Raw genomic sequence first — 11,698 nt, forward strand, 5'->3', positions numbered from 1 at the left:
CGATCGCGAGCGCGGCGGAGCCGGGCGCGGCGGGTCGCGACCGAGGGCGTGGAGCGATCGCGAGCGCGGCGGAGCCGGGCGCGGCGGGTCGCGACCGAGGTCCTACTCCCAGCCCGAGGGCCTAGGAGTAGAAAGAACTAGTGGCTGAACTGAAACTCGGATACAAGGCATCGGCCGAACAATTTGCGCCGCGTGAGCTCGTCGAGCTTGCCGTGGCCGCCGAAGCGCACGGCATGGACAGCGCCACCGTCAGCGACCACTTTCAGCCGTGGCGTCACGAAGGTGGGCACGCCCCGTTCTCGCTGGCCTGGATGACCGCGGTGGGCGAGCGGACCAAACGGATGCAGTTGGGGACCTCGGTGCTGACCCCCACCTTCCGCTACAACCCCGCCGTCATCGCCCAGGCGTTTGCCACCATGGGCTGTCTCTACCCGAACCGGATCTTCCTCGGCGTTGGTACCGGTGAGGCGCTGAACGAGGTTGCCACCGGCTACCAGGGCGTCTGGCCCGAATTCAAGGAGCGATTCGCCCGGCTACGCGAATCGGTGCGATTGATGCGCGAACTGTGGCGCGGCGACCGCGTCGACTTCGACGGCGAGTACTACCGGCTCCGAGGGGCTTCGATTTACGACGTGCCGGAAGGGGGAGTGCCGGTCTACATCGCCGCGGGCGGTCCGGCGGTGGCCAAGTATGCGGGCCGTGCCGGCGACGGTTTTATCTGCACCTCCGGCAAGGGCGAGGACCTCTACAGCGAGAAGCTGATGCCAGCGGTCCGCGAAGGCGCCGCGATCAACAACCGCAATATCGACGACATCGACAAGATGATCGAAATCAAGATCTCCTACGACCCCGATCCTGAACTGGCCTTGAACAACATTCGGTTCTGGGCGCCGCTGTCGCTGAGCGCCGAGCAGAAGCGCAGCATCGGGGACCCGATCGAGATGGAGGCGGCCGCCGAAGCACTGCCCATCGAGCAGATTGCCAAGCGCTGGATCGTGGCCTCGGACCCCGACGAAGCCGTCGAGAAGGTCGGCCAGTACGTGGCCTGGGGTCTGAACCATCTGGTGTTGCACGCGCCCGGCCACGACCAGCTCCGGTTCCTGGAACTGTTCGAAAAGGACCTGGCCCCCAGATTGCGGCGACTTGGCTGACCAACAGGTGTCGACCGGCTCGGGCGCCACCGGCATATACATCGCCGCCCCGGAACCGGAGAGCGGCAAGTCAACCATTGCCCTGGGTATCCTGCACAGATTGGCCGCCACCGTGGCCAAGGTCGGTGTGTTCCGGCCGATCACCCGCCGCGGCGAGCGGCGTGACTACATTCTCGAATTGCTGCTGGAGCAGACCACTGCCGGACTGTCCTACGAGCAATGCGTCGGCGTCACCTACCAACAGCTGCACGACGACCTCGAAGCCGCGATAGCGGACATCGTCGCCGCCTACCACGCGATGGCCGATGCGTGCGACGCGGTGGTGATCGTCGGCAGCGACTACACCGACGTCACTACGCCCACCGAGCTGTCGGTCAACGCGCGCATCGCGGTCGACCTCGGAGCCCCGGTGCTGCTGGCCGTGAGCGCAAAAGGCCGTGACGCGGATCAGGTCTCCGGAGTCGTCGCGGTGTGCCTGGCCGAGCTGGCCGCACAGCACGCCCACACCGCGGCCGTGGTGGCCAACCGATGTGAGCCCGCGCAGTTGGCGGCCGTCGGTGATGCGTTGCGGGCCTTCGCCCCGCCCAGCTATGTGCTGCCCGAAGAACAGTTGTTGTCCGCGCCGACGGTGTCCGAGTTGGAGAAGTCCGTCAACGGAACACCGATCAGTGGCGATGCCTCGCTGTGGGGCCGGGAGGTCACCAGCCTGCTGGTCGCCGGGATGACCGCCGATCATGTGCTGGAGCGGCTGCGTGACGGCATGGCCGTGATAACTCCCGGTGACCGCTCCGATGTGGTGCTCGCCGTGGCCAGTGCCCATGCGGCCGAGGGCTTTCCATCGCTTTCCTGCATCGTCCTCAATGGCGGGTTCGAGTTGCACCCGTCGATCGCCTCGCTGGTTGCCGGGCTGCGGCTGCGACTGCCCATCATCGGAACCGATCTGGGCACCTTTGACACCGCCAGCGCTGCCGCGACGGCTCGCGGCCGGGTCAAGGCGACGTCGCAGCGCAAGATCGACACCGCTCTGGGATTGATGGACCGCTACGTTGACATCGAGGATCTGTTGGCGAAGCTTGCGATCCCGATCCCGACGGTCACCACACCGCAGATGTTCATGTACCGCGTGCAGCAGCAGGCGCGTTCGGATCGCCAGCGCATCGTCTTGCCCGAAGGTGAAGACGACCGGATTCTCAAATCCGCTGGGCGGCTATTGCAGCGCAACGTTGCCGATTTGACCATTCTCGGTGACGAGGCCGAAATCCGTTTGCGTGCGGCTGAACTCGGTGTCAGCCTGGATAGCGCCACGGTGATCGACCCGCGTACCAGTAGCTTGTGCAACGAGTTCGCCGATCAGTATGCGCAGCTGCGTAAGGCCAAGGGGATCACCCACGAGCAGGCCCGCGAGATCATGAACGACGCAACCTATTTCGGTACCATGCTGGTATACAACGGCATGGCCGACGGCATGGTTTCCGGCGCCGCACATACCACGGCCCACACGGTTCGCCCCGCGCTGCAGATCATCAGAACCGTTCCGGGCGTGTCCACCGTCTCCAGCATCTTCTTGATGTGCCTGCCCGATCGGGTGCTGGCCTACGGTGACTGCGCGATCATCCCGAACCCGACCGTCGAGGAGCTGGCCGATATCGCTGTCTGTTCGGCGCGCACCGCCGCGCAGTTCGGCGTCGAGCCGCGAGTGGCCATGCTCTCCTACTCCACCGGCGCATCGGGATCCGGGGCGGACGTCGACAAGGTAAGAGCGGCAACCGAACTAGTGCGCGAAAGGGATCCGCAGCTAATGGTGGAAGGCCCCATCCAGTACGACGCCGCGGTGGACCTGTCGGTCGCGGCTACCAAAATGCGCGATTCTGCGGTTGCCGGCCGGGCGACGGTGCTAATCTTCCCGGATCTCAACACCGGCAACAACACCTATAAGGCGGTGCAGCGCAGCGCCGGTGCGGTGGCGATCGGCCCGGTACTGCAGGGCCTGCGCAAGCCGGTCAACGACTTGTCCCGGGGTGCTCTGGTGGAGGACATTGTCAACACCGTCGCTATCACCGCAATTCAAGCTCAGGGTGTTCATGAGCGCTAGCCGTCCGAATCGTGTTGTGCTGGTCCTCAACTCTGGATCCTCATCCCTGAAGTTTCAGCTCGTCGAACCCGATTCAGGTATGTCACGGGCGACGGGAAACATCGAGCGCATCGGCGAAGAATCGTCATCGGTGCCCGACCACGACGCGGCCCTGCGCCGAGTGTTCGAGATCTTGGCCGAAGACGACATCGACCTTCAGTCCTGCGGCCTGGTCGCGGTGGGGCATCGGGTAGTGCACGGCGGCAAGGACTTTTACGAACCGACGTTGCTCAACGATGCGGTGATCGGCAAGCTCGATGAGCTATCGCCGCTGGCCCCGCTGCACAATCCGCCCGCGGTGTTGTGCATCAGGGTGGCGCGTGCGTTGCTGCCCGACGTACCGCACATCGCGGTCTTCGACACCGCCTTCTTTCACCAGCTCCCGCCCGCGGCGGCCACCTACGCCATCGATCGCGAGTTGGCGGACGTCTGGAAAATTCGCCGCTATGGCTTTCACGGGACATCCCATGAGTACGTCAGCCAACAGGCCGCGGAATTCCTGGGCAAGCCTATTGGTGATCTGAATCAGATTGTGCTGCATCTGGGTAACGGCGCGTCGGCTTCAGCGGTTGCGGGAGGACGGCCGGTGGAGACGTCGATGGGTCTGACGCCGCTGGAGGGTTTGGTGATGGGCACCCGCAGTGGTGACTTGGACCCCGGGGTTATTGGATACCTTTGGCGCACCGCAAAGTTGGGTGTTGATGAGATCGAATCAATGCTTAACCACCGGTCCGGGATGTTGGGGTTGGCAGGCGAGCGGGACTTTCGCCGGCTGAGGGCAATGATCGACGACGGCGACCCGGCGGCTGAATTGGCTTACGACGTCTTCATTCACCGGCTGCGCAAGTACGTTGGCGCTTACCTGGCGGTGCTGGGCCACACCGACGTGGTGAGCTTTACCGCCGGGATCGGCGAGCACGACGCGGCGGTGCGCCGAGACGCCCTGGCCGGGATGGCCGAACTGGGGATCAGCCTGGATGAGGGGCGTAACGCCTGCCCGTCCGGTGGCGCGCGCCGGATCTCCGCCGACGACTCGCCGGTCACCGTTTTGGTGATACCGACCAACGAAGAACTGGCTATTGCCCGGCATTGCTGCTCGGTGTTGGTCGCCGTATAGGAAGCCGAGCGCGGGAGATCTGTGAGCGTGCGTCCAGGGCTTTGAGCGTGCCTGTCGGGCGGAATCTGCCCAGCCGCGGTGCCGTCGGCGCACGCCCGAAGCCCACAGCGCACACTCGATGCCGAACCTGTGCAAAGACGAAGACGCCGAACGCGGTTGGCGTGCGAGTCTTCGCGTCATGTGTGATTTGAGAGCTCCGTTTATCGGTAGTAAGGCACTGGCGTGTGGAGCGGTTACGCGCCATCAATTGCGGACCCGGTACCGGCCGGTCCTGCCGAACGTCTATCTGTCCGCCGGGGTGCACCCGTGCCTGCAGAGCAGGATTGCCGCCGCCTGGCTGTGGTCGCGCGGTTCGGCGACGGTCGGCGGTGCGGCGGCAGCGGCCTTGCACGGCGCGAAGTGGATTCCCGAGGACGTCCCGGTTGAGCTGATCTGTGCTCGCTCCCGCCCACCTCGTGGCGTGCTGACCCGCCGCGACGTGCTGATCGATGGCGAAACTCAGTTCCTGGGCGGGTACTCGGTCACCACGGCCGAGCGCACCGCTTTCGACATCGGCCGCCGTGGAGCCATGCGTTCGGCGGTGGTACGGCTGGACGCGCTGGCGCGCGCAACCGGGTTCACGGTGGCCGATGTGCTGCAGGTCGCCAGAAACCACCGCGGAACTCGTGGATTGCGGCAACTGGAGACCGCGCTGGAATTGGTCGACCCGGGAGCACAGTCGCCGCGAGAGAGCTATCTGAGGCTGTTCCTGATCGACGCCGGACTCCCTCGGCCTCAGACCCAGCTGCCCGTGCTGGGCGTCAACGGTATGCCCGTCGCGTATCTCGACATGGGGTGGGAGCGGTACATGGTGGCCGTCGAATACGACGGCGATCACCATCGCAGCGACCGCCAGCAGTACGTCAAAGACATTCGGCGCGGTGAAATGCTCGAGCGGATGGGGTGGATCGTCATACGGGTGGTGGCCGAGGACCGCCGCGTCGATATCCTGCGCCGGGTGACCGCTGCCCTGGCTGAGCGCAGATCGGCCGTGCCGTAGCGAGTTTGACTGCGCGTGTGCGGCTTCGAAGGTGCCGGCAGGGATATGGTTCCCGGATTTTTACGCCCGGATCGCACACCCGAGTCCACCGACACACACCCGATGTAAAGAGCGTGAGCGCACCCTAGAACGTGCTGGTGGGCCGCACCTTGTTGGCCATGTCGACCAGGGTGTAGCGGTGCCGCTGGGTGGGGGCGACGCGGGCCAGGCTGCGCAGCGAGGCCTCCACGCCCAGCCGGAGCCCGTGATCGGTGAAGGGAAAGCCAAGGATGTGGTTGGTGCTGGCCTCGTTGTCCTGCAACCAGTCCATCGCGCCGCCCAGTACCAGGGCGCGGATCTGCAGCACACGCGGTTCGGTAGGTGGCAGTGCCTCGACTCTGCGTGCGGCGTCGCGGATCTGTTCTTCGGTGATCTCGCCGTGCGACCGTCCCGAGAGCAGGGTCACCGCACTGGTCAACCGCGCCGTGGTGAAATGCCTCGAGCTAGGTGGGACTTCATCGAGGGTGCGTACCGCACCGGCGCGTTCGCCTTGCGCGGAAAGGGTTCTGGCCAGTCCGAATGCCGCCGAGATGACGCCGTCGTTGGTGCTCCACACGGTCTGGTAGAAGTTGGTCCCGTCGGTGTATCCGGCCAGTTCGGCGGTCGCGGCCAGCGCCAGTTTGGGCGCAAGTTCACCCGGGAAGGTGTCCAGAACTTCGGTGAAGTGTTTGATCGCGGCGTCATAGGCGCCAGTGAGTAACTCGGAGACGGCCCGGTACCAGACCAGCCGCCAGCGCCAGCCCACCCGCTCGGACAGGTCGTCGAGTTTGCGGGTGGCCTTGGCGACGTCGCCGAGATCCAGCAGGGCACGAACCTCCATCAGCGGCAGTTCCACCGATTCGGAGAGGTCGGTGCCGTCGGAGTCCAGCGCGCCGTGTCGGGCGGCGCGCAGTGAGTCCAGGGTCTGGACGGGCTGGGAGAGCACCGTCGCCTGCAGGACGGAGGCCGCGACGTCGGTCCGATCGACCAGCGGTACCTGCAGTGCCGTCACGATCTCCTTGGCGGTCAGCTTCTCCGAATGCACCTGACCGTCCTGATATACGTCAGTGTGCGCGACCAGCAGGTCAACCCCAAACGTCGAGCGGCTGGGGCTGAACACTGTCGACAGGCCGGGGCGGGGGACCCCGGTGTCTTGGGCAACCACCTCGCGCAAGACACCCATCAGCTGCCCGGACATCTCCTCGGCGCTGGCGAACCGCCGCCGTGGGTCCGGGTCGATGGCGCGGCGCAGCAGGCGGCCGAACGAGTCGTAGCTGGCCAGCACCGGATCGTCGTCGGGCAATCCATCGAGGTAGCGGCCATTGCGGGTAGGCAGGTTCAAGGTGAGCGCGGCCAGCGTGCGCCCCACCGTGTAGATGTCGGTGGCCACGGTGGGGCCGGTCCGCACGATCTCGGGCGCCTGGAAGCCGGGAGTGCCATAGAGGTAACCGAAGGAGTTGATCCGCGACACCGCACCCAGGTCGATGAGCTTGAGCTGTTCTTCGGTGAGCATGATGTTCTCCGGCTTCAAGTCGTTGTAGACCAGGCCGAGAGCATGCAGGTAGGCCAATGCCGGAAGGATTTCCAGGAGATAGGCGATCGCCTCGGAGACCGGAAGCTTCTCGCCCTTGCGCCGTTTGAGCGACCGCCCGCCGACGTACTCCATGACGATGTAGCCGACCGGATCCCCGTGCTTGTCGGTGTGCTCGACGAAGTTGAAGATCTGCACGATCGACGGGTGGACCACCTCGGCGAGGAACTGTCGCTCCGCCATTGCGATGGCCTGGGCCTCGGCATCGCCCGAATGCACCAGGCCTTTGAGCACGACTGGCCGGTCGTTGACGTTGCGGTCCAGGGCCAGGTATATCCAGCCCATTCCGCCGTGCGCGATGCAGCCCTTGACCTCGTACTGGCCGGCAATGGTGTCACCGGGGCTGAGCTGGGGCAAGAAGGAATACGGGCTGCCGCAATACGGGCACCAGCCTTCCGATGCCCCCTTGGTCTCCGAGTCGCTGCGGCCGACCGGACGCCCGCAGTTCCAGCAGAACCGCTTGGCTTCCGGGACTACCGGATCGGTCATCAGCGCTTTGAGCGGATCGGTATCGGGCACCCTCGGGATCTCGACGAGGCCGCCGCCGAGTCGTCGGACCGGTAGCCGCGCTCGCGTCGCGGCCGCCAGCGGTCCCTGCGGCTGCATATCGAGGGTGCCCAGCGTGATGTCGTCTTCGTCGTCATCGTCGAAATTCGGCCGGAACAGTGCCTGGGTGCCGATCGGCCGGCTCCAGGCGGCCGCGCCGGTCTGCACGTCGGCCGGCGGCGTTCCGGGGCCCGCTTCCTGTTCGTCTTCGGCGGGCCGCGGATTCTCGGTTCCCGACGTGTCTTGCAGGCCCTTCTTGACCGCCTCGGCCATCAGTCCACGTACCTAGGCCGGGGCGGTGCGGGCGCCGGCCCGAGCACCGACAACCATTTGCGGTAGAGTGTGTTCCAGGTCCCGTCATTGCGGATGCGTTCGAGCGTGCCATTGACGAATCGGACGAGTCCGGTGTTGTCCAGATTGATCCCGATGCCGTAGGGCTGATTGGCCATGTTTGGCCCGACGATATGCAGGTAGGGGTCCTCTTCCACCAGCCCGGCCAGGATCGTGTCATCGGTACTGACGGCGTCGATCTCGCGTTGCTGCAGTGCCACCAGGCAGTCAGCCCAGTTCACCACCGACACGATGACCGGCGGCGGTGCGATCTCGCGGATGCGGCGCAACGACGTGGTGCCGCGGGCCACGCAGACTCGCTTGCCGGACAGGTCGGACACCTTGAAAATCGGCGAGTCGCGTGAGGTCAGAATCCGCTGGTTGGCGTCGAGGTAGACGGTGGAAAAGTTCACCAGCTTGCGCCGCTCGCAAGTGATCGTCATGGTCTTGACCACCACGTCGACCTGGGAGCTCTGCAGCGCGGTGATGCGTTCGGCCGCCGACAAGATCCGGTACTCGACATGGGTGGGGCCGCCGAAGATGTCGCGTGCCACTTCGCTGGCGATGTCGACGTCGAAGCCGGTGATCTCGCCGGTGATCGGGTCGCGGAAACTGAACAGGTTGCTGCCGATGTCGAGTCCGACGATCAGCCGTCCCCGCGCGCGGATGTCGGCCACCGCGGCGTCGGCCTCGGCTTTGGCGGGAAAGGGGCGCAGGCTGGCGGTGGGATCGCAGTCCTGGCTGGAGCTGTCCGCTGGAAGCGGAGGCTCCGGCGGCATGACTTCCATGCCGACCGGGGTGGGCAGCGGCAGGGTGGGCGTCGACTCGACTTTCAGCGGCTCGGAGTGACCACACCCGTCCAGCGTGATGACCAGGGCGAGCACTGCGAGCGCAGATGCCGCCCTCCGGAGTCCGGGCAGGCGCCTCATCAGCGATATTCTTTCAGCCTGGGCCACAGACCGAGGGCCACCGCGATCGCGGCGCTCAAGCTCAGCACGACACCACCCATTTGGGCGCCGGCCAATCCTCGGCGCGCGTTGCGGACGTCGGTACGCAGGTGATTGCGGCTTTGATCCATGGCCCTGGTCAGCGCTTCGTCGAGCTTGTCGAAAGCCGGGGTGGAATCGTCCTCACTCTCGCCCAGTGCCACCTGGGTAGCGGCACGATAGTTGCCGACCGAGATGTAGGAGTTGATCCGGTCGTTGGCCTGTTGCCAGCGCACCAACAGCTGTTCGGCGCCCTGTAAGTCGGGCTTGTCGACCGCATCGGGGCGGGCCATGTACTCGTCGAGCTGGCGATGCATGTCCTCGATGCGCTGGTAGAAGGATTGCTTGCGGACCTCTTGATCACCGCGCCGGATCAGCGACAGCGTTTCATCGGCTCGTGCCTGCTGGGCGGTGATGGCCAAGTTGGTGACCGTCTTGAGGGACTCGGCCGCGGTGTCTTTAGCGATACGGCTCGCGGCCGTTGAGAGTGTCAGCGCAGTTCCTACCCACACCACCATGACGAGAATACCGAGCGCTCCGACCACAAGGCCGGGGTTGATTCGTCGCCTGGTCCGGCGGGCCAGCCAGCGGTGCGCGAATGCGCCGAACGCCACCGTGGTGGCAACGACGAGGATCACCGGAGCCGGGATCTGGGTGGACGCGATGGTCTCGCTGTCCACTCGCGTCGATGTCGCCTCGTAGAGCTGTTGCGCGTCGGGCAGGATCGTCGACTGCATCAGTCCCGATGCTTCGGACAGATACGAGGACCCGACCGGGTTACCCGCTCGGTTGTTGGTGCGCGCGATCTCGACGAGTCCGGTATAGACGGACAACTCGGCGTTGATTCGGCCCAGCAGCTGCACCAGCGATTCATCGGTGAGGCCGCTGGACGCGCGGGTCACCGCCACCGACGCGTCGGTGATGGCCTGTTCGTAGCGGAGCCGGACGGCGCGGGGTTCGGCCTGTGCGATGAATGCGGTGGCCGCCGCGGCGTCAGCCACCGACAGCGTGGTGTAGAGCCGTCCGGCCGCGAACGAGAGCGGCTCGGTGTGGTCGAGCACCGTGGTCAGCACCTGCTGGCGGTGGTTGATGGTCGTCGAGGTGGCAAACGCGCTGGCAACGCCAAGCGCCGCCAACACGATGCCAATCGTCAGAATGCGCCCGGGCGTCGTCGAGACGAACCACCAGCGGGGATGGGCCGGCTCGGCCGGTGACCGCGATCCCAGCGGTTCGGTCGACGGGTGCGCCAACTCAACCGTCACGTCTGCTTGGACCTCGTCTTTCGGCCGTGTCAGGAAACCGTATAAGCGGATTCTAAGAGAATGTTCCGACAGATGCCGGTGGCGACGGACCAAATTTGGCCCCCAAATTCCCCGGAACTTCGTTGAACCTCCGCCTGCCTATCCTTGATCCGTGCGGGGCGACGGCGACGGTTGGGTCATCTCCGAGAGCGGTGTGCACTACTGGGGCCGATTTGGCTCGGCCGGGCTGCTGCTTCGAGCGCCGCGACCCGACGGCACCGCAGCCGTGTTGTTGCAGCATCGAGCGTTCTGGAGCCATCAAGGCGGCACCTGGGGCTTGCCGGGGGGCGCCCGCGACAGCCACGAGACTCCGGAACAGACGGCGCTGCGCGAAGCCCACGAAGAGGCACGACTGCCGGCCGAGCGGCTGACCGTGCGGGCGGTGACGGTGACGGCCAGGCCCAGCGGCACCGCATGGACCTACACGACGGTGATCGCCGACACCCGGGAGTTGCTGCACGCGGTCCCCGATCGGGAGAGCGCGGAGCTGCGCTGGGTTGCCGAGGCCGAAGTGGTGGACTTTCCGTTGCATCCCGGATTTGCCGCCAGTTGGCAGGGGCTGCGCTGCGCCCCGGTGACCGTGCCGCTGGAGCGGGGCGATCAACGTCGTGAACTCCTGCCGCGCACTGTGGAGGTTGAGCCGGGCGTGTTCGTCTGGCGCATGCCCGGGGACGCCGATCAGGTGCCCTCGCAGCTGAGTCCGCGGGTCATATCGCTGCTAGAAGCTCTGACTTGAGCTTTGCCGCGGCCTCCCGCGGGTCGTCGGCCGCGGTAATCGCCCGCACCACCACGATCCGTCGGGCACCGGCGGCGAGAACCTCGGGCAGGCGCACCCCGTCGATGCCGCCGATGGCAAACCACGGTTTGGCGCCGGCGACGTCGGCGGCGAAACGGACCAAGTCCAGGCCCGGCGCCGTGCGGCCCGGCTTGGTCGGGGTGGGCCAGCAGGGCCCGACGCAGAAATAGTCGACCGCCCCGATCGCGGCCGCGGAAACCTGGTCGCGGTCATGAGTGGATTGGCCGATCAGCGTGGCCGGTCCGGTGATTGCGCGTGCCACGTCGACCGGAAGGTCACGCTGACCGAGGTGCAGCACGTCGGCGCGCGCCGCGCGGGCGATATCGGCGCGGTCGTTGACCGCGAACATGGCTGCGTGTCGAGCGGCCGCGTCGGCCAGGATCTCGCAGGCGGCGAGCTCGTCACGCGCTTCGAGGGGGCCAAACCGCTGTTCACCGGCCGAACCTTTGTCGCGCAGCTGGATGATGTCGACACCGCCGGCCAGGGCGGCGTCAGCGAAATCAGCCAGGTCACCGCGCTCACGGCGGGCATCGGTGCACAGATAAAGCCTTGCGGTAGCCAGTCGGGAGTGCATACCGAGACGTTAGCGCGCTAGCTTAGAACCGGAGCGCAACCCTGAAGAACACGGGAATCCCGGGTAACCAGCGGGGCTGAGAGTGGGCACAGCCGGTGTACAACCGGGCCTGTCCTGA

9 protein-coding genes are annotated in these 11,698 nt (G+C 66.0%); 5 read left to right on the forward strand and 4 right to left on the reverse strand.

Annotation, left to right across the window (positions count from 1 at the left end; all coding sequences use genetic code 11):
- The first annotated feature begins 140 nt into the window (after positions 1-140).
- From fgd to MPSD_RS04130, 4 genes are all read left to right on the forward strand, one after another.
- Positions 141-1,151: a glucose-6-phosphate dehydrogenase (coenzyme-F420) gene (gene fgd, locus MPSD_RS04115; RefSeq protein WP_020788795.1), complete on the forward strand. Its 1,011-nt coding sequence runs from the start codon at positions 141-143 to the stop codon at positions 1,149-1,151.
- Between the two features lie 7 nt (positions 1,152-1,158).
- Positions 1,159-3,243 (forward strand): phosphate acetyltransferase, encoded by a 2,085-nt coding sequence (gene pta / locus MPSD_RS04120; RefSeq protein ID WP_020788794.1) that lies wholly within the window; start codon positions 1,159-1,161, stop codon positions 3,241-3,243.
- Positions 3,233-4,399, forward strand: coding sequence for an acetate kinase (locus MPSD_RS04125; protein WP_015354393.1), 1,167 nt, complete (start codon positions 3,233-3,235; stop codon positions 4,397-4,399). Before pta ends, MPSD_RS04125 begins: the two co-directional genes overlap by 11 nt.
- 178 nt (positions 4,400-4,577) lie before the next feature.
- Entirely contained in the window at positions 4,578-5,438 is an 861-nt protein-coding gene (locus MPSD_RS04130) for an endonuclease domain-containing protein (RefSeq protein ID WP_015354394.1), read from the forward strand.
- A 124-nt stretch (positions 5,439-5,562) separates the two neighbouring features.
- On the opposite strand, the gene MPSD_RS04135 is transcribed toward MPSD_RS04130, so the two are convergent.
- The 3 genes from MPSD_RS04135 to glnX are packed head-to-tail and all read right to left on the reverse strand — an operon-like array spanning position 5,563 to position 10,171.
- Positions 5,563-7,866 (reverse strand): serine/threonine-protein kinase PknG, encoded by a 2,304-nt coding sequence (locus tag MPSD_RS04135; RefSeq protein ID WP_020788791.1) that lies wholly within the window; start codon positions 7,864-7,866, stop codon positions 5,563-5,565.
- Positions 7,866-8,852, reverse strand: coding sequence for a glutamate ABC transporter substrate-binding protein (locus MPSD_RS04140; protein WP_036426954.1), 987 nt, complete (start codon positions 8,850-8,852; stop codon positions 7,866-7,868). The genes MPSD_RS04135 and MPSD_RS04140 overlap by 1 nt, the downstream gene beginning before the upstream one ends.
- Complete coding sequence (glnX, locus tag MPSD_RS04145) at positions 8,852-10,171, reverse strand: protein kinase G-activating protein GlnX (RefSeq protein ID WP_020788789.1); 1,320 nt, start codon at positions 10,169-10,171, stop codon at positions 8,852-8,854. The genes MPSD_RS04140 and glnX overlap by 1 nt, the downstream gene beginning before the upstream one ends.
- Before the next feature lie 151 nt (positions 10,172-10,322).
- Between glnX and MPSD_RS04150 the strand changes: the two genes are divergently transcribed.
- Positions 10,323-10,946: an NUDIX hydrolase gene (locus tag MPSD_RS04150; protein ID WP_086085181.1), complete on the forward strand. Its 624-nt coding sequence runs from the start codon at positions 10,323-10,325 to the stop codon at positions 10,944-10,946.
- On the opposite strand, the gene thiE is transcribed toward MPSD_RS04150, so the two are convergent.
- Positions 10,918-11,580 carry a thiamine phosphate synthase gene (gene thiE / locus MPSD_RS04155; RefSeq protein ID WP_012392666.1) on the reverse strand — a complete coding sequence of 221 codons (663 nt, stop codon included), beginning with the start codon at positions 11,578-11,580 and terminating at the stop codon, positions 10,918-10,920. The two genes, MPSD_RS04150 and thiE, sit on opposite strands and share 29 nt — an antisense overlap.
- Positions 11,581-11,698: the final 118 nt, after the last annotated feature.

The sequence above is a fragment of the Mycobacterium pseudoshottsii JCM 15466 genome, from assembly GCF_003584745.1.
Taxonomy (GTDB): Bacteria; Actinomycetota; Actinomycetes; order Mycobacteriales; family Mycobacteriaceae; genus Mycobacterium; species Mycobacterium marinum.

What these genes read in the sequence shown, in the direction of transcription:
- MPSD_RS04125 (WP_015354393.1), top strand. Translation starts at nt 3,233, where the DNA reads ATGAGCGCTAGCCGTCCGAATCGTGTTGTGCTGGTCCTCAACTCTGGA.
- MPSD_RS04130 (WP_015354394.1), top strand. Translation starts at nt 4,578, where the DNA reads ATGTGTGATTTGAGAGCTCCGTTTATCGGTAGTAAGGCACTGGCGTGT.
- MPSD_RS04135 (WP_020788791.1), bottom strand. Translation starts at nt 7,866, where the DNA reads ATGGCCGAGGCGGTCAAGAAGGGCCTGCAAGACACGTCGGGAACCGAG.
- MPSD_RS04140 (WP_036426954.1), bottom strand. Translation starts at nt 8,852, where the DNA reads ATGAGGCGCCTGCCCGGACTCCGGAGGGCGGCATCTGCGCTCGCAGTG.
- thiE (WP_012392666.1), bottom strand. Translation starts at nt 11,580, where the DNA reads ATGCACTCCCGACTGGCTACCGCAAGGCTTTATCTGTGCACCGATGCC.